Origin of the sequence: Bianquea renquensis, from assembly GCF_014384895.1 — a bacterium.
GTDB classification, from domain to species: domain Bacteria; phylum Bacillota; class Clostridia; order Lachnospirales; family Bianqueaceae; genus Bianquea; species Bianquea renquensis.
Window position 1 is genome coordinate 1 of the sequence record NZ_JACRSQ010000030.1, and the last position, 17,258, is coordinate 17,258.

At 52.0% G+C, this 17,258-nt stretch carries 15 protein-coding genes; 14 read left to right on the forward strand and 1 reads right to left on the reverse strand.

Features of this window, described 5'->3' with window-relative positions; all coding sequences use genetic code 11:
• Positions 1 to 655 precede the first annotated feature (655 nt).
• The 11 genes from H8730_RS14475 to H8730_RS14525 all read left to right on the forward strand — a co-directional run bounded on the left by H8730_RS14475 (position 656) and on the right by H8730_RS14525 (position 13,169).
• Positions 656 to 1,135 (forward strand): ribosome maturation factor RimP, encoded by a 480-nt coding sequence (locus H8730_RS14475; RefSeq protein ID WP_177719178.1) that lies wholly within the window; start codon positions 656 to 658, stop codon positions 1,133 to 1,135.
• Positions 1,136 to 1,175: 40 nt separating this feature from the next.
• On the forward strand, positions 1,176 to 2,273 hold the full coding sequence (nusA, locus tag H8730_RS14480; protein WP_177719177.1) for a transcription termination factor NusA: 1,098 nt from the start codon (positions 1,176 to 1,178) through the stop codon (positions 2,271 to 2,273).
• A gap of 11 nt (positions 2,274 to 2,284) precedes the next feature.
• Positions 2,285 to 2,554, forward strand: coding sequence for an RNase P modulator RnpM (gene rnpM, locus H8730_RS14485; protein WP_177719176.1), 270 nt, complete (start codon positions 2,285 to 2,287; stop codon positions 2,552 to 2,554).
• Positions 2,547 to 2,927 carry a ribosomal L7Ae/L30e/S12e/Gadd45 family protein gene (locus tag H8730_RS14490; RefSeq protein ID WP_177719175.1) on the forward strand — a complete coding sequence of 127 codons (381 nt, stop codon included), beginning with the start codon at positions 2,547 to 2,549 and terminating at the stop codon, positions 2,925 to 2,927. The genes rnpM and H8730_RS14490 overlap by 8 nt, the downstream gene beginning before the upstream one ends.
• 46 nt (positions 2,928 to 2,973) lie before the next feature.
• Complete coding sequence (gene infB, locus H8730_RS14495; protein WP_249290062.1) at positions 2,974 to 5,781, forward strand: translation initiation factor IF-2; 2,808 nt, start codon at positions 2,974 to 2,976, stop codon at positions 5,779 to 5,781.
• A gap of 108 nt (positions 5,782 to 5,889) precedes the next feature.
• The gene (rbfA, locus tag H8730_RS14500) at positions 5,890 to 6,264 is read left to right on the forward strand and encodes a 30S ribosome-binding factor RbfA (RefSeq protein ID WP_177719174.1); all 375 of its coding nucleotides are present in this window, start codon (positions 5,890 to 5,892) and stop codon (positions 6,262 to 6,264) included.
• Positions 6,265 to 6,273: 9 nt separating this feature from the next.
• Complete coding sequence (locus H8730_RS14505; protein ID WP_177719173.1) at positions 6,274 to 7,260, forward strand: DHH family phosphoesterase; 987 nt, start codon at positions 6,274 to 6,276, stop codon at positions 7,258 to 7,260.
• A complete protein-coding gene (gene truB, locus H8730_RS14510; protein ID WP_177719172.1) occupies positions 7,261 to 8,151 on the forward strand; it encodes a tRNA pseudouridine(55) synthase TruB in 891 nt (296 codons plus the stop codon).
• 13 nt (positions 8,152 to 8,164) lie between these two features.
• Complete coding sequence (locus tag H8730_RS14515) at positions 8,165 to 9,148, forward strand: bifunctional riboflavin kinase/FAD synthetase (RefSeq protein ID WP_177719171.1); 984 nt, start codon at positions 8,165 to 8,167, stop codon at positions 9,146 to 9,148.
• The gene (gene alaS / locus H8730_RS14520) at positions 9,126 to 11,768 is read left to right on the forward strand and encodes an alanine--tRNA ligase (protein WP_177719170.1); all 2,643 of its coding nucleotides are present in this window, start codon (positions 9,126 to 9,128) and stop codon (positions 11,766 to 11,768) included. The genes H8730_RS14515 and alaS overlap by 23 nt, the downstream gene beginning before the upstream one ends.
• A 15-nt stretch (positions 11,769 to 11,783) precedes the next feature.
• A complete protein-coding gene (locus tag H8730_RS14525; RefSeq protein ID WP_177719169.1) occupies positions 11,784 to 13,169 on the forward strand; it encodes a CapA family protein in 1,386 nt (461 codons plus the stop codon).
• On the opposite strand, the gene H8730_RS17950 is transcribed toward H8730_RS14525, so the two are convergent.
• Entirely contained in the window at positions 13,139 to 14,026 is an 888-nt protein-coding gene (locus H8730_RS17950) for a helix-turn-helix domain-containing protein (RefSeq protein WP_249290061.1), read from the reverse strand. The genes H8730_RS14525 and H8730_RS17950 overlap by 31 nt on opposite strands.
• 112 nt (positions 14,027 to 14,138) lie before the next feature.
• On the opposite strand from H8730_RS17950, the gene H8730_RS14535 reads away from it, so the two are divergent.
• From H8730_RS14535 to H8730_RS14545, 3 genes are all read left to right on the forward strand, one after another.
• Positions 14,139 to 15,113, forward strand: coding sequence for a uroporphyrinogen decarboxylase family protein (locus H8730_RS14535; protein WP_177719826.1), 975 nt, complete (start codon positions 14,139 to 14,141; stop codon positions 15,111 to 15,113).
• A 198-nt stretch (positions 15,114 to 15,311) separates the two neighbouring features.
• Entirely contained in the window at positions 15,312 to 16,508 is a 1,197-nt protein-coding gene (gene rpsA, locus H8730_RS14540; protein WP_177719827.1) for a 30S ribosomal protein S1, read from the forward strand.
• A gap of 7 nt (positions 16,509 to 16,515) precedes the next feature.
• Entirely contained in the window at positions 16,516 to 17,145 is a 630-nt protein-coding gene (locus H8730_RS14545) for a histidine phosphatase family protein (protein WP_177719828.1), read from the forward strand.
• Positions 17,146 to 17,258 lie beyond the last annotated feature (113 nt).

A 17,258-nucleotide genomic window follows, 5' to 3' on the forward strand; every position in this document is an offset into this window, starting at 1 on the left:
TACCAAATGAAATTTTATTTGCTTATTATTTGTCCGCGTCATCATAAGTAAATCCCCCTCACATTTCTTTTATTTTACCATAATGAGCGGGTGAAGAATAGGGTTTGTCAACAGCTCGATTTTGACCCGAAGTGAAGCTCTCCAAACAAAAACACCGCCCTTTGTCCATTCGGGCGGCGTCTTGCGTAATGTGATAGCTTCAATATATTTTTTGTATTCCCTGAATCCGCATAAAATCAGGGATTTTGCAGGTTTCCTATTTTATATTACTCATATGAAGATGCGATGGAAAAGTATGAAAAGCTTTTCAGCAGTCAAGTAAAGACATCACGTTAAATGAATCGTGAATAGTGCTATGGGCAAAAAGTGTGATCGGAGGGAGGATATTTGTCACACACTTTGCCCCAGCCCAGCTTGTCAGGGGAGGAAATTCACTGCCTTTGTCTGTCGTATACAAGTTAAGTCCAAAAACATTCGCACCTCCAAGAGTAGAATTTTAAAAATTCATTTTAGTGTGGAACATATGCGAAAAAAAGGCTTGCATAAGTGGATATGAAGTGGTATACTATATAAGAATGAGAGTATGAGAAGAGTGGGGAAGCCCACTCTTCTCTATATGTTAGGCTCGAATAAGCGGATGGAAAGGAGGGGCAAGATGAAAAAACAAGAGATTATCGCCCATGTGGAAGCTTTGCTGGAGCCATTGGCGGAGAAATTCGGCTATGAGATCGTCGATGTCGAGTACGTCAAGGAAGGCGCCAACTGGTACCTGAAAGTCTTTGCCGATAAGGAAGGCGGATTTTCCATTGACGACTGTGTGGAGTTAAGCCGTGCGCTGGATGAGCAGTTGGAGAAGACAGATCCGATCGAGACACCGTATATATTGGAAGTCAGCTCTCCAGGTCTAGACCGTCCGCTGAAGACGGAGAAAGATTTTGTGCGCAGCCATGGAAAATTGGTGGAGGTCAAACTGTACAAGGCAATGAAGGAGAAAGGCGTGGAGAAAGAATTCACAGCGCTGTTAAAGGGATATGATCCAAAGGCAAAAAGCGTTGTATTAGAACTGGAACACGGCGCTGCGATCTGCCTTGATCAAAAGGAAATTGCCAGCATACGTCTCGCGGTCATTTTTTAACGGCGGACATGGATGAACATAAATAGGAGGAAGCAATGCAATGAATGAGTTTATTCAGGCCTTAGAACAGATTCAGAAGGAAAAAGGAATCGACAAGGAAATAGTATTCGAAGCCATTGAGGCTTCGCTGGTAACGGCCTGCAAAAAGAATTTTGGAACATCACAAAATATTAAAGTGACTATGGATCGAGAGAAGGGGACCGTCAAGGTTTTTGCCCAGAAGACCGTCGTTGAGGAGGTCAGCGATGCGGCCTTAGAGATCAGTCCCGAGGATGCGGTCAAGATCAACGCGCGCTATCAGGTAGGTGACATCTGTGATGTGGAAGTGACGCCTCGCAATTTCGGGCGGATCGCCGCGCAGAACGCAAAACAGGTCGTGGTGCAGAAAATTCGGGAGGCGGAGCGGAATATCATCTACAGTGAATATAAGAGCAAAGAGCGGGATATCGTGACAGGACTGATCCAGCGCAAAGAAAAGAAAAATGTATTTGTGAACTTAGGCAAGATTGAAGCGCTACTCAGTCCCGCCGAACAGGTTCCGACAGAGCAGTACATGATGAATCAGAGAATTAAGGTCTATGTGCTGGAGGTTAAAAACACGCCCAAAGGACCGCAGGTTCTGGTGTCCAGGACGCACCCGGAGCTGATCAAACGGCTGTTTGAGCAGGAGGTTCCCGAGATACATGATGGAATCGTACAGATTAAAAGTATTGCCAGAGAGCCGGGGTCGAGAACCAAGATTGCAGTTCACAGCAAGGACCCCCAGGTGGACCCGCTGGGCGCTTGCGTTGGCCCTAACGGCAACCGGGTTAACGTCATCGTGGATGAGTTGGCCGGCGAAAAGATCGATATTGTCGTCTGGAGCAGTGACCCCAACGAGTTCATCGCGGCGGCGCTGAGTCCGGCCAAAGTTGCCAGTGTGGAGGCGGATGTGGAGGGATTTACCGCGACGGTGGTTGTCCCGGATTATCAGCTGTCTCTGGCCATTGGTAAGGAAGGGCAGAATGCGCGCCTGGCCGCGAGACTGACAGGATACAAGATCGATATCAAGAGCGAGTCACAGGAAGAAGCTCAAATCCATGAAGACTATGCGGAGGATGATATACTGTACGAGGACACCTATGTGGAGGAAGAATAGGAGGGATCCGGATGAAGACGCGGAAAATTCCCATGCGAAGGTGTACGGGATGTCAGGAGATGAAAAATAAAAAAGAATTAATTCGGATCGTTCGGGACCCGGAGGGGATGCTGAGCGTGGATTTTTCGGGGAAAAAGTCTGGAAGAGGCGCGTACATCTGCGCCAACCCTGAATGTCTGGAGAAGGCAATCAAGACAAAAGGACTGGAGCGTTCGCTACAAGTCGCCATCAGTCCAGAGTTAGTTGAAGTTCTGCGAAGTGAGATGAAGGCCGGTGAATAATCAAAAAATACTTTCCCTTTTGGGTTTATGTTATAAAGCGGGTAGACTTGCCGCCGGCGAAGTTCGCTGCGAGACAGCGGTTCGGTCGGGGGATGCAAAGCTGGTTTTGGTGACCGAGGATGCCTCCAAGAATACCAAAAAAAAGTTTACCAACCGATGCGCGTACTATCAAGTCACCTTGATGACGTTGCCTTTTACGAAAATAGTTTTGGGGAAAGCGTTGGGAAAGGAAGAGCGGTCATGCGCCGCCGTCTGTGAGGAGGGCTTTGCAAAATCGATACGAAAATGGTTAGATGAGCAAGCGGAAGAGATGGAAGGTAATGATATAGTGAATGAGACCGAAGGGTGGATGAATCGTGTCAACAAAGATTAGAGTACATGAGTTAGCGAAAGAATTAGAGGTTTCCAGTAAGGAAATCATGAAAAAATTGGAGACCATCGGGGTGTTCGTGCCAAACCACATGAGCACGCTGGAACCTGGAGAGGTCAACAAGGTCAGGGGAATGTTTGGCAAGCCAGCGGTGAAGCGGCCGGCGCAGCCAAGGCAGACGGTGAGAAAGACAGAAGCGGCCGGCGCGGAGGGAAAGCCAGAGCCACCGAAGATGGAGAAACCGGCCCCGGATAGGGCCAAGGTAGAAGTGAAAAAGGAGGCGCCGAAACCGGAGCCCGTACCGGAGAAGAAACCAGAGGCGCCAAAAGCGGAGAAACCGCAGCCAACGGCGGAGAAACCACAGACAGAAACTCACGCAGATGCTGCGTCCCAAGCGGCAAAAACCGGGAGTGAGGCGGCGAACCGGTCGATGGACCCCCCCAGAAATCGTGACCAGCAAGGCCGGCCGCAGGGGCAGCGACCCAACAGTGGGGATCGCCCCACGAGATATAGCGACCAGCAAGGCCGGCCGCAGGGGCAGCGGCCCAACAGTGGGGACCGCCCTGCGAGATATAGCGACCAGCAGAGCCGGCCGCAGGGGCAGCGGCCCAACAGTGGAGACCGCCCTGCGAGAAACGGCGATCAGCAAAGCCGGCCGCAGGGGCAGTCGAGGCCCTACAGCGGGGACCGCCCCAATCGCAGCGGCGACCAAAACCGGCAGGGACAAGGCGGATACCGAAGAGCCAGTGATCAGAATGGACAGGGTGGCGCGCGCCGGCCATATGATCAGCAGCGAAATCAGGGCAACGCTCGTCCTTTCGACTCAAAGCCGAGGGGACCGCGCCTGGCGCAGGGAAGTTCCGCTGATACGCTAATCATTCCGGAGCGCCCTAAGATTGAAGAAAAGCCAAAGAAAACAGACCGCAACCGAAAGGATAAAGGAAAGCCAGTCGGCGCGGAAGAGTTCAGCCGCAAAAAGAGTATCAAGATGTCGGAAATTCCTATGGACGACGGGCGCTTGGACAGCAAACAGCCAAAGGTTAAAAAGCCAAAGGCCGCCAAGCCACAGTCAGCGCAGGAAACAAAACCGGCAGAGCCAGAGATCAAGGTCGTATCGCTTCCCGAGGTGATGACGGTTAAGGAGTTCGCAGAGTATCTGAGAAAGCCTTCCGCTCAGATCATCAAGAGTTTAATGCTCAAAGGCATAATGGCTGGATTAAACCAGCAAATAGAATTCGAAAAGGCGGAAGAGGTCGCGCTGGACATGGGAATTCTGGTGGAGCCCATGGTGGAGGAGGACATCTTTGCCTCCTACCTTGAAGCGGAACAGAAACCGGAAGATCCGGCTAACTTAAAAGAGCGTCCACCTGTAGTTGTCGTGATGGGTCACGTTGATCACGGGAAAACATCCCTTTTGGACACCATACGCAAGACGAAAGTGACAGCGGGGGAAGCCGGTGGAATCACACAGCAAATCGGCGCCTCCGTGGTGGAGATCGACGGGCGGAAGATAACGTTTTTAGACACGCCCGGCCACGAGGCATTTACTGCCATGCGGATGCGCGGCGCGCAAGTCACGGATATCGCCATCCTTGTGGTCGCCGCGGATGACGGCGTTATGCCTCAGACCGTAGAAGCCATCAATCACGCGAAAGCGGCTGGCGTCGATATCATCGTGGCAATCAATAAAATGGATAAGCCGGGCGCAAATCCGGACCGGGTCATGCAGGAATTGTCGGAGTATGAGCTGATCCCGGAGGACTGGGGCGGCTCCACCATCTGCGTACCCGTCTCCGCATTAAAGGGCGATGGCATCGACACGCTGTTGGAGATGGTTCTTCTCGTTGCGGATATGAAAGAATTAAAGGCAAACCCGGATAAACCTGCGGCCGGCACCATTATTGAAGCGGAGCTGGACAAGGGGCGAGGCGCAGTCGCAACCGTTCTGGTACAGAGTGGGACGCTGCATATCGGGGATTGTATCGTTGTTGGCAAATCGTTCGGCAAAATTAAAGCGATGCAGGACGATAAGGGGCGCAAGGTGAAGAGTGCCGGACCCTCCAAGCCAGTTGAGATTATAGGACTTTCGGAAGTGCCTTCCGCGGGTGAGCGGTTCTTCGTCACCAAGAATGAAAAAGAAGCGAGGCAGCTCTCAGAAAAGGTCAGCGCAAAAGACCGAGAGAAGCTTATGGAAGGGACAAAGAAAGTATCCCTTGATGACCTCTTCAACCAGATCAAGGCGGGCAGCGTGAAAGAGCTCAACATCGTCGTGAAGGCGGATACCCAGGGCGCTGTGGAAGCAGTACGGCAGAGCCTGGAGAAGCTGTCCAACAGCGAGGTTGTCATACGGATCATTCACGGAGGTGTCGGCGCTGTCACAGAATCCGACGTCACGCTGGCGTCCGCTTCAAATTCCATCATCATCGGCTTCAATGTCCGCCCGGATGCCGGGGCAAAATCCGTTGCCGAGCGGGAACAGGTCGATATTCGCCTGTATCGAGTCATCTATAATGCCATTGAGGATATCGAAGCGGCAATGAAAGGAATGCTGGATCCAGAGTTTGAGGAGAAGGTTATCGGGCACGCCACGGTCCGGCAGGTGTTTAAAGCATCCGGCATTGGAACGATTGCAGGTTCCTATGTCACGGACGGCAAGATTACCAGATCCGCATCTGCTAGGCTGGTGCGGGATGGCATCGTGATTCATGAAGGGGAGCTGGCATCCCTGCGCCGTTTCAAAGACGATGTGAAGGAAGTTGCCAGCGGATACGAATGTGGTATCATGTTTGCGAAATACAGCGACATACGGGAAGAGGACAGTATCGAGGCGTATGTCATGGAAGAAATCAAGAGATAGAGATAGCCCTGTAAGCCCGCAGAACCTGTAAGCCCTCGGGCTTACAGGTTTGCCTGTTTTGAGCAGGGGTGGTGTTGGAAATCCAATCGCCAAAGGAAGGAGAGCAACATGCAGGCAAGACGCAACTACAACCGGACGACGCGAATCAACGAGGAGATTCGAAAGGAAGTCAGCTATATTCTGCAAAATTTGCTGAAGGACCCTAGAATCGATATCTTGACTTCCGTGGTCAAGGTGGATACAACAAAGGATTTAAAATACTGTAAACTCTTTATCAGCGTGCTGGGAGATGACGAGAAGAGAAGTCAGACCAAGGTCGCGCTCAAAAGCGCTGCGGGATTCATTCGCAGAGAACTGGCGGCCAGACTCAATCTGCGCAATACACCGGAGCTGATTTTTGTCATGGACGATTCAATCGAATACAGTGTTCATATGGAGCAGAAGCTGAAAGAGATACAGGCAGAAACACCGACAGAAGAGTAGGGGAGCCCCGTGACAAGAGAAGAATTTTTGTGTGAATTTCGACGGATCGTCAATCGATATACCAAATTTGTAATCAGCGGCCATATCAAGCCGGATGGGGATAGTGTTGGGGCGTGCGTCGCCCTAGCCCTGTTCCTGAAAGGCCTGGATAAAACCGTATGCGTCGTCTACGACGGCGCGTCAGAGCGGTATGCAGAGGTCGCAGCGCTGGCCCCATCCTTCGAACCTGGCGAAGGGTACGAAGTCGCAAGGGGAGAATTTGTTTTTATCATGCTGGATTGCTGTGAGCCGAAGCGAACGGGAGGCGCCCAGGGATTTTTTGATCCGGCGGTTACAAGCCTCTGCATAGACCACCATGTGGGGGGAGAGGCCTACGCCATGTATCACTATGTTGAGGATACGGCCAGCTCCACCTGTGAAATATTGTATTCGCTTTTTAAGCAGGAGGGCATTGAGGTAACCGCTGACATGGCGAAAGCGTTATTTCTCGGGGTCGCCTTTGATACCGGTGGATTTCGCCACTCTTCGACTACAGCGGATACGTTCCGGATGGCAGCGGAGCTAAAAGAAACCGGTGTGGATTCTACAAGGATCATCAACAGCCTATTTCACACCCGCGGATTTAAGGAGTCGAAAGTGCTGAGCGCAGTTCTGCGAAAGGCCAAGCTATATGAGGGCCAGATCGTCATGTCCTGCATGGAACAGAAGGATTTCTTAGCTTTAGGAGCCGGAGCGGAGGATGCCGAGGGGGTCGTGGCATATCTTGCGGAAATCAAAGAGGCGGAGGCGGCGGTTTATCTGCGGGAGATCGAACCGGGAACCATCCGGGTCAATATGCGCTCCAAGGAATGGATCGATGTCGCCAAGGCGGCCCGGCAATTCGGCGGAGGCGGTCATATTCGTGCGGCGGGATGCACAGTAGAGGAGCCTATGCTGCTGGTAAAGCAAAAAATTCTGGACGAGCTAAAGAAGCAACTCCCTATGGGGGAACGCTAAATGGATGGCATCATCAACGTATACAAGGAAAAAGGGTACACCTCCCACGATGTAGTTGCTGTTCTGAGGGGGATCCTTCGAACGCGGAAGATTGGCCATACTGGAACACTGGACCCCGATGCCGAAGGCGTGCTGCCAATCTGTGTGGGAAAGGCGACCAAGGTAGCAGACGCCATCATGGGGAGCGAAAAAGTGTATGAGGCGGCGCTCCGCTTTGGGTGCGAGACGGACACCCAGGATGCGTCTGGAACGGTCACGCGGACTTACCAATATGATTTTTGCCAGGAGGAGGCCATGGCCGCGATTTCCTCCTTTATCGGTGAGTATGAACAGATTCCGCCCATGTATTCTGCTGTGAAGGTCGGAGGCTTGAAGCTTTATGAGCTGGCCAGGCAGGGGGTGGAGGTGGAGAGGAAGGCAAGGCGCGTCGTCATCCATGAAATCCAGGTGCTCAACCTCCAAGAGACAGGCGCGGTTGTGCGGGTCCGCTGCTCGAAGGGAACCTATATTCGAACCCTGTGCGAAGACATAGGGCGCCGGCTGGGATATGGGGCCCACATGCAGACACTGATTCGACTTCAGAGCGGACGCTTTACAAGGGAAGACAGCCATACCCTAGACCAGATTCGGCAGTATATGAAAGAGGGACAGCCAGAAGCATTTCTCCAGCCGCTGGATTGCTTTTTTGATGAGCTGAGGTGCGTGACCGTAGGGCCGGAGCAGGATGGAATGCTCAGAAATGGAAATCCGCTATCGCTACCCTTGCAGGGAGGGGAGAATCCGGAGGAGCTGCTGCGAATGTACACGTCCGAGCATCAGTTTATCGGGCTGTACAAGATCACAGAGGTGCGCTCCCGCGCGATTCGGGTAAAATCCTATAGAATGTTCTAAACGAGGGATGAAGATGCTTTACATTGAAGACAAAGTGGACGTGGAGACACATCCGATTCTGGAAAGAAAAACCGTCATCACGCTGGGCAATTTTGATGGCATTCACCTTGGGCACAGGCAATTGCTGGATCAAGCGATTCAAATAGCGAAGGACAGAGATCTCGCGACGCTTTTCTTTACATTTTCGCCGCACTCCAACAGCCTGATCCCATCGAAACCGAAGCCTAGGTTACTATACACGCTTCAACAGAAAATCCATTTGCTTGAGGAATACGGAAATATTGATATTTTTCTGAACTTCTGCTTTGACGAGACACTGCGGGAGATGCCGGCAGCCCAATTTTTTTATGATATCTTGCTGCGGAGGTATCAAGCGGCGGCAATTGTAGTCGGGGACGGATTTCGGTTTGGATGCGGGGGAGCAGGAGATACGGAGTTATTAGCCAGGTACTGTCACAAGGAAGGCGTTTACTTTGTCAAAGCGCCCTGCCTGTACTGGGAGGGAGAGCCAGTCTCAAGCACGAGGATCAGGCGCTTGATCGAACATGGTCGTATGCCGGAGGCGATGAAGCTGCTGGGCCGCCCGTATTATCTGGAAGGAGTCGTGGAAAAGGGCAAGCAGCTCGGTGGCAAGAGACTGGCGCCCACAGTCAACATAGCCTTGTCCTCCGACCTCCTATACCCGCCGAATGGCGTCTATATCTCGAGAACCCATGTGGATGGCAGGGCGTACGCCAGCGTAACCAATCTGGGGAGAAATCCTACAATAGGAGGCGGAGAGACGCCGAGGGCCGAGACACACATATTGGATTATGACGAGGACTTATATGGAAAATGTCTGTGCGTGGATCTTCTGGAGTATACGCGCCCAGAGATCCAGTTTGACACATTGGATGAGTTGAAGAGTCAAATAACAAAGGATATTGAGAATACACGGCGATATTTTGAGCCGGAACAGGGAGGACTTGATCACCATGCGTTACATGGGACTAAATGAACTGCGGGATTTATATCTGCGCTTTTTTGAATCGAAAGGGCATCTGCGCGCCAATTCGTTTTCGTTGATTCCACAAAATGATAATAGTTTGTTGCTGATCAACGCCGGCATGACGCCGCTCAAACCATACTTCACGGGGCAGGAGATTCCGCCGAGACGGCGCATGACCACCTGCCAGAAATGTATCCGCACAGGGGACCTGGAAAATGTGGGGAAGACGGCGCGGCACGGCACATTTTTTGAGATGTTGGGAAACTTCTCTTTTGGCGATTACTTTAAAAAGGAAGCCATCAGTTGGGCGTGGGAATTCTGCACAAAAGAGCTGGAGCTTGACCCGGAACGAATCTATGTGTCAGTCTACGAAGAGGACGATGAGGCGGAGGCCATTTGGCATAAGGACATCGGCATCCCCATGGACCACATAACGCGGCTGGGGAAAGAGGATAATTTTTGGGAACACGGGAGCGGTCCCTGCGGCCCCTGTTCAGAGTTGTACTACGATCGGGGAGAAGAATACGGCTGTGGCTCTCCGGATTGCGGAGTGGGCTGTGACTGTGATCGGTTTATGGAGTTCTGGAATCTGGTTTTCACACAGTTCGACCGCAAGGATGACGGCACCTATGAACCGCTGGAAAAGAAAAATATCGACACCGGTATGGGATTGGAGCGCCTGGCGGTGATGATGCAGAACGTGGACTCCCTCTTTGATGTGGATACGGTTCGTGCCATCCGAGATCACATCTGTCGGATTGCCGGCGTTGTCTACGGCGCCGACCATGACACGGATGTTTCCGTCCGGGTCATCACGGACCATATTCGATCCATGACCTTTATGATCTCCGACGGAGTTCTGCCCTCCAATGAGGGGAGGGGATATGTGCTCCGCCGTATCCTGCGAAGAGCTGCCCGTCACGGAAAACTGCTGGGAATCAGCCATCCGTTCTTGACAGAGATTAGCCAGACGGTCATCGATACGGCCAGGGATGCCTATCCGGAATTGGCGGACAAGCGGGATTACATTCATAAGGTCATTGCCAGCGAGGAAGAGAAATTTTATGCAACCCTGGACGCTGGGCTAGCGATTCTACAGAGCTTTGTCCAGGAGATGAAGGAGGAAGGCGCATCAGTCCTCTCGGGGGCGAAAGCGTTTAAGCTCTATGACACCTATGGATTCCCCACAGATCTGACAGAAGAAATTTTGGAGGAAGACGGATTCTCCATGGACATGGACGGATTTCGCAAGGAGATGGAGGCACAGCGGATTCGGGCTAGGGAGGCCAGAAGTGAGACAAATTACATGGGAGCGAAGGCAACGGTGTATAATGAGCTGGACCCTGCGATGGAGACAACGTTTGTCGGGTATGAGCAGCTGTACACGGAGAATTCTAAGATCGTGGCCATCACCAGCGGGGACAACGTGGTACAGGAGGCCGCCCAAGGCTGTAAGGTCACGGTGTTTGCCGACCAGACGCCCTTCTACGCAACCATGGGTGGACAGCATGGAGATTTTGGAACGATCCAGACGGAATCGGGTATCGTAGCAGTGGAAGAGACGATCAAAGCTATCGGGGACAAAATTGGACATGTCGGGACCGTTATCGACGGCACCATCCGCTGTGGCCAGACTGCAAGAATGGTGGTGGACGAGCGCAACCGCCTGTCAACCGCCCGGAACCACAGTGCGACGCATCTTCTGCAAAAGGCGCTGCGCAACGTGTTGGGCGCTCACGTCGAGCAAGCTGGCTCGGATGTCAATGGCGATCGCCTGCGCTTTGATTTTACCCATTTTCAGGCAATGACCCCTGAGGAGCTGGAGGCGGTGGAGCGGGAGGTCAATGGCAAGATCCTGTCCGCATTGCCGGTCCAAACGCAGCAGACGTCCATGGAGGAGGCGCGAAAGGCCGGCGCTATGGCGCTCTTTGGCGAGAAATATGGCGCTGTCGTGCGGATGGTCAGCATGGGAGACTACAGCGTTGAGCTGTGCGGTGGAACCCATCTGACGAATACAGCGCAGGCAGGTTGCTTCAAGATTTTGTCGGAAAGTGGCATTGCGGCCGGTGTGCGCCGGATTGAAGCCCTGACTGGGGAAAAGGCACTGGAGTACTTCCAGAGGCAGGAACAAGAGCTGACGGACATTGCCGCCATTCTCAGAGCGAACAAAGACCGAGTTGTGGAGCAGGTGGAGTCCTTAACGCACCAGGTGAAAGAGTTACAGAGGGAAGTGAGTTCCCTGAAAAGCCAATTGACCCAAAGCGCGGCGGCGGATATTCTGGATAAGGTGGAGACCATAGGTGATATTTCAGTCCTCTGTCTCTACGAAAAGGACATGGCGGCGGACGAATTGAAGCAGCTGGGGGATACCCTGAAGGATAAGCTGGGAGCCTGCATTTTGGTTTTGGCTGGTGGAACAGAAAAGCTTCAATTTGTGGTCATGGCGAGCCAGGAAGCGGTGGAAGCCGGCGCCAATGCAGGATTGATCATACGGGAAGCCGCCAAGGTTACCGGCGGAGGCGGAGGCGGAAAGCCTGCAATGGCGCAAGCCGGTGGCCGGGACGTCACAAAGGTGCCAGCGGCTTTTCAGAAAGCGAAAGAGATGATTCTATCCCAGTTGCGGGCATAAAAGGGAGATGGGATGATGAGAAAAGGGAAAAATAACCGATTGCTGAAAGGGGTATTGGTCTGCGAGACCATAGCAATTATCGCCCTGTTAGCAGTCCTCATCCTGTGGATTGACAGACCGGCCGATGTGGCGAAGGACCAGCCCCAGTACGCCCTTGCGGAGGGCTCCGCGGAAAGTCAACCGAACGAGGTGAGCGCAGAGGAACCTTCCTCCACGCCGCCCCCGGTGGAGGAGAGCTCTCAGGTAGAGGAGATTCCAGAAGCGAGGATGGTTCTGGGCGCAGTGGGGGATATTATGTTTCACGAGTGGCAGCTGACGCGCGCATATCGGGGCGAGGATTCCTTTGATTTTACAGACAGTTTTTCCGCCATTGCGCCACAGATTCAGGAGGCGGATTTTGCCGTTGCCAATCTAGAGACGGTGTTCGCCGGCCAGAACCAGGGCAACCCAACCAGTGAGAAGATTTATGGCTATAGTTCCTACCCTTGTTTCAATACGCCGTCGCAGGCGGCGGTCAATATCCGGGATGCAGGATTTGATTTCCTGGGGACTGCGAACAATCATTCCCTGGACGCCAGTGAAAAAGGGCTATTGAGCACGCTGGAAGTGCTGCGGCAGGCGGGGATTCCCTCCACGGGCTCCTACAGCGAGGTGGATGCGCCGCGGGCGTCTGTCCAGGAGGTCAATGGATTTCGTCTGGGATTTTTGGCCTACACCTATGGGGCCAACGGATTTACACTGCCCGCCGATAGAAAAGGGCTTCTGAATATGCTGGAAGATTATGATGCGGATAAGATCAACGCCATGTACCAGGAGACAGAAAAGCTAGCCGAGAGTGGGGAGGCCGATCTGGTCATTGTGATGATGCATTTTGGCACGGAGTACCAATATACACCCAACAGCACCCAGGAAGAAATGGTGGACAGGCTTTTCGAGGCTGGCGCTGATATCATTTTGGGGAGTCATCCCCATGTTTTGCAGCCCTTCGAAGTTCGAGAGATTCCCAATGGGGATGGAACCACGCGACAGGGCTTTGTCATCTATTCTCTGGGCAATTTCATTTCATCCCAGTACTATACAGAACAGCGCCCATACTATAAAGAATTGGGAGTCTACATCCAATTCCAGCTATCAAAGCGGGGAGATGAGAAACCTATCATCGAATCGGTATCCCTCATGCCGACCTATGTGCAGTGGAAAGACGAGTATATCCGGGTGGTGCCTGTGGAACTGGCGATAGACAGCTATCAGAGCGGGGAGAACACCTATGCCCTCACCAGCTCGGATCACACAAAAATTACGAGGGTGCAGCAATTCTTCCAGATGTCTTTTTGGCCGGAGGAGTATCCCTACACCTTGAACAACGGGTATTACGTCGTCAATCTGGTGGAGGAACCCTGAGAGAATGTCTTTCGGTACTGCCTTGGTGTCATGCCAAAGGCGTTCCTAAAGATCTCTCCAAAGTGTTTACTGTCTTCATACCCGCAAGCCTCCGCAATACGGCTGACAGGGTCCCGGGTGTTGATCAACAACCGGCAAGCCTGCTCCAAACGGACCTTTCGAAGGTATTGCGCGTAACCGAAGCCAGTGCAGAGGGCAAAGCGCCTGCTAAGCTGGCTGACGCTGAGGTTTAGGCTAGCTGCCTTCTGGCTAAGACTCTGGGTGCCCGCTGGATCTTTTTGAATTTCCTCCAGAAGAGCGGAGATGAGAGGATCGTCCCTGGATGGGCTCTGAGCATTTCGCTCTTCGATCTTTCGCGCAGTCAAGATAATGAGCTCAATCAATCCCGACCGGATAACCTGCAGGTATCCGGTCGGTTTTGTCATATATTCTTGTATCAGCTTAAGCAAAATGTGGAAAATGCTCTTGTCGTCATCGTGAAAGACGTGGTCAGCCAGGGCGCGGTGCTTGGCAGTGTATCCGAGACCCAGCATATAGTGCTCCAACATGGTCTGAAAACTTTCGCAAAAGGAGAGGGAGCGGTCAATGAGGCCGGGGCGGAAGAGGCAATTGATGACGGTCAGATTGGAGCTGACGATATCGTAGCTGTGGGTCGTTCCGTAATCGACAATGACGTAGTCACCTTCCTGAATTTTCCTAGAGAGACCGGACATGGAGTGATGCGCCCAGCCACTCTGGACATAGAATAGCTCTAAGTAGCGATGGCTGTGCCTTGTCACAGGAAATAGAACGTCTGTGCTGTGAATATCAAATATGTCCACCATGTCATGGGCAGGCGTATCACTCGGATAGAACACAAAATTACCCCCTATTTTCAACAAAAATACCGGTTGTTTTTATTATAGCAGTTTGCTATGCTATTGACAATACCGATTCCGAACAGATTTGGAATTTGAAAGGATGAACATCATGACATCAAGAGAATTGGTTGCAAAGACCATAAAGGGAGAGAATACAACAGGTATTACACCGGTGTATGGATGGGTCAGTGCGAATTTGAGCGAGGAGATTTCGAGAGAATATGGCAGCGTTCAAAATTTCGAGGACCACTATGAGTTTGACATGGCCCATATTTTTGGCGGGCCGGCGATGTATGATCGAGCTTTGCTGGATGAGATTCGCAGGGAGGAGGGTGAAATCACACCGGAGAAGCTGTTGGAGGTCCCATTTCAGCCTACGGATCGGGCGGAAGATTATGAAGGGGTTAAAAAGAGCTTAGACTTCTATGGGCGAGATCGAGAGCGATTCTGCTACATTCAGTCCAACGGGATTTTTGAGCTGAACAATGGATTTTTTGGCATCGAAGATCATCTCTGTTGGATCGCTCTATACAAAGAGGAATTAAAGGAACTCTACGGACGGCAGGCGCGCTGGAACGCGGAGGTTGCATCCAATATGCTGGATTTGGGAATGGATATGATTCATGTGTCGGATGACTGGGGTGCGCAGAAAAGCCTTATGTTCAGCCCCGCGGACCTGAAACAGCTCATTGCGCCCAATCATCGCCCTACAGCGAAATTGGTCAAGGACCGCGGTGCCTTCATGAGCCTGCACTCCGACGGCTGTATTCGCGATGCGCTGGACACGATTGTGGATCTGGGCTATGATCTGGTCCATCCGTGGCAGGAAGCCGCCGGCATGGACTATGATCTGTACTTAGAAAAATATCAGAACTCGCTGGCGATCCTGGGAGGCCTCTGCATCCAGACAACCCTCGGGTTTGGCGATCTTCCGCGCCTAGAATCGGAGATTCGCCGCGTATTTTCACTTCTTAAGGGCAAGCGATTTATTTGCTGTACAACCCATTTTGTCCAGAACCATTGTTCAATAGAGGAGCTCTCCTTCGCCTACGACCTCGTCATGAAGCTAGCGGGGAAACGGTAGGGCTGGCAGTCCACATCCCGCTTGAAATGTATCCAGCTTTAGCGGGTGGAAATAGGGGGATCGCACCTATGATTTTTCAATCATGGATGCGGTGCCTCTATTTTCATTTTAAAGAAAAGCAGTGCAGGGATTTGACGAATCATGGAAAATGTGGTATTCTACCAATAAGAACATATACAGAGTAGGATGGTGAAAGAAATGAGTGAAGAACAGAGAATACAAGAATCGGAAGAGCTCTCCATGGAAGATTTTGCGGAGGAATTGGAAAAAACCTTTCAAAAAGTATACACCGGCGACATTGTGAAGGCGAAGATTCTCGAACTGAATGCCGACGAGGCCATTGTCGATATGGATTCCTATATGGATGGGATTCTTCCGGTAGCGGATCTCGTCTATGAGGGAGAGGTTTTGGACGAGCTATATCACGTAGGAGATGAATTGACCTTGATGGTCACGCGGGTGGATTCGGCGGAAGGGCAAATCTTTCTGTCGAAGAAAGAGGCGGACAAGATCATAATTTGGGATGAGCTTCAGGAAAAAAAGGATAGAGAGGAACCCATTTCCGTCAAGGTCAAGGGCGTTGTGAAGGGCGGTCTTCGAATTGGCTATAAGGGAGTGGAAGGCTTTATGCCTGCGTCACAGGTATCCATCTCCTATGTGGAGAATTTAGAAGACTACCTGAACATGGTTCTGGACGCGGAAGTTATGGACCTGGACGCGCAGGAGAGGAACTTGGTGGTGACAAGAAAAGCCATTGAAAAAAAACAGGCGGAGCAGGCGAAGAAAGATGTCTATGCCACGCTGGAGAAGGGGACGACGCTTACTGGCAAGGTTGTTAGACTGGCCAATTTTGGAGCGTTTGTCGAGATCGCACCCCATGTGGATGGCTTAGTCCATGTGACGGATATGTCCTGGAAGCGGGTCAAACACCCGTCGGACATTGTTCACGAGGGGGACATTGTGCAGGTTCACGTGCTGGACGTAGACCCTGTCAGGGAGCGGATCAGTCTGAGCCTGAAGGATGTAGCCGGGGATCCCTGGAATGCGATTTCCTTCCGGGAGGGTGAAGTTCTGACTGGAAAAAAGGTTGTTAAAATCATTGGAAGTGGTGCGTTTGTCGAGGTAGCGGACGGACTTGAGGGATTTGTGCACATTTCCCAGATCGCGCCAAAGCGAATCAATACAGTGAGCGAGGCGCTATCAGAGGGAGAGGAAGTCAATGTGAAGGTTCTTAAGATTGACCCTGAGCAGAAGCGGATCTCTCTGAGCATAAAGGAAGCGGCGCAAGATGCAATCATTCAGGAAGAAGAGGAGAATATCAAAAGCTATACTCAGGATTCCGATGCGATTGGCGTATCGCTCAAAGAAGCATTCAAGGGGATTCACTTGGACTGAGCAGACCATGACGAAACTCTTTATTGTACGGCATGCACAGGCTACCGGAAATCAGGATAAGCGATTTCAAGGGAGTACGGACAATGACATCAGCGCATACGGGCGCTTGCAGTTAGCGGCACTTTCGGAACGGTGCCACAGGCTGCCGCTGGACCGGATTTATACGAGCCCTTTGCGGCGGGCTGTGGAGACGGCGAAGGCTGTCGGCGCGGGCCGCAGGCTCGCTATCCTCGAGAGGCAAGAGCTGAGAGAGATCGACTGCGGCGTGTGGGAAGGGATGACGTGGGACACCATTCGATGCGAGAGGGCTGCAGAATTCGAGACATGGGTGTCGAAGCCTCATGAATTCCAGGCGCCTGGCGGAGAAGCGATGAGGTCCGTATTCTCCAGGATGAATCACATCCTCGGTGAGATTTTGGAGGACAATCCGGGCGGCTGTATCGCAATCGTTTCTCACGGCTGCGCCATACGGAACCTCATGTGTCGGATTCATGGATTGCCCTTTGAACAGTTATCGCAAACGCCGTGGATGGAGCATGCCGCCATCACGGCTGTGGAGGATTCAGCCGCAGGTCTTTCCATTGTGTTTGAGAATGATATACAGCATCTACAGAAAATCAAATCATACCTTGCCTAGCTGTCTAGCCAGATCGATATGGATCTGGCTTTTTGTATGGGATCCTGTGGTAGACGTAGACATTAAAAAAAGGCCGAGAGATATCCCCGGCCTCAGCATAACAGTAGACGAGA

Coding starts and splice junctions, on each gene's coding strand:
- H8730_RS14525 (WP_177719169.1), top strand. CDS start 11,784: ATGAGAAAAGGGAAAAATAACCGATTGCTGAAAGGGGTATTGGTCTGC.
- rbfA (WP_177719174.1), top strand. CDS start 5,890: ATGCAGGCAAGACGCAACTACAACCGGACGACGCGAATCAACGAGGAG.
- nusA (WP_177719177.1), top strand. CDS start 1,176: ATGAATGAGTTTATTCAGGCCTTAGAACAGATTCAGAAGGAAAAAGGA.
- H8730_RS14515 (WP_177719171.1), top strand. CDS start 8,165: ATGCTTTACATTGAAGACAAAGTGGACGTGGAGACACATCCGATTCTG.
- H8730_RS14475 (WP_177719178.1), top strand. CDS start 656: ATGAAAAAACAAGAGATTATCGCCCATGTGGAAGCTTTGCTGGAGCCA.
- rpsA (WP_177719827.1), top strand. CDS start 15,312: ATGAGTGAAGAACAGAGAATACAAGAATCGGAAGAGCTCTCCATGGAA.
- alaS (WP_177719170.1), top strand. CDS start 9,126: ATGCGTTACATGGGACTAAATGAACTGCGGGATTTATATCTGCGCTTT.
- rnpM (WP_177719176.1), top strand. CDS start 2,285: ATGAAGACGCGGAAAATTCCCATGCGAAGGTGTACGGGATGTCAGGAG.
- H8730_RS14545 (WP_177719828.1), top strand. CDS start 16,516: ATGACGAAACTCTTTATTGTACGGCATGCACAGGCTACCGGAAATCAG.
- truB (WP_177719172.1), top strand. CDS start 7,261: ATGGATGGCATCATCAACGTATACAAGGAAAAAGGGTACACCTCCCAC.
- infB (WP_249290062.1), top strand. CDS start 2,974: ATGAAAAAATTGGAGACCATCGGGGTGTTCGTGCCAAACCACATGAGC.
- H8730_RS14535 (WP_177719826.1), top strand. CDS start 14,139: ATGACATCAAGAGAATTGGTTGCAAAGACCATAAAGGGAGAGAATACA.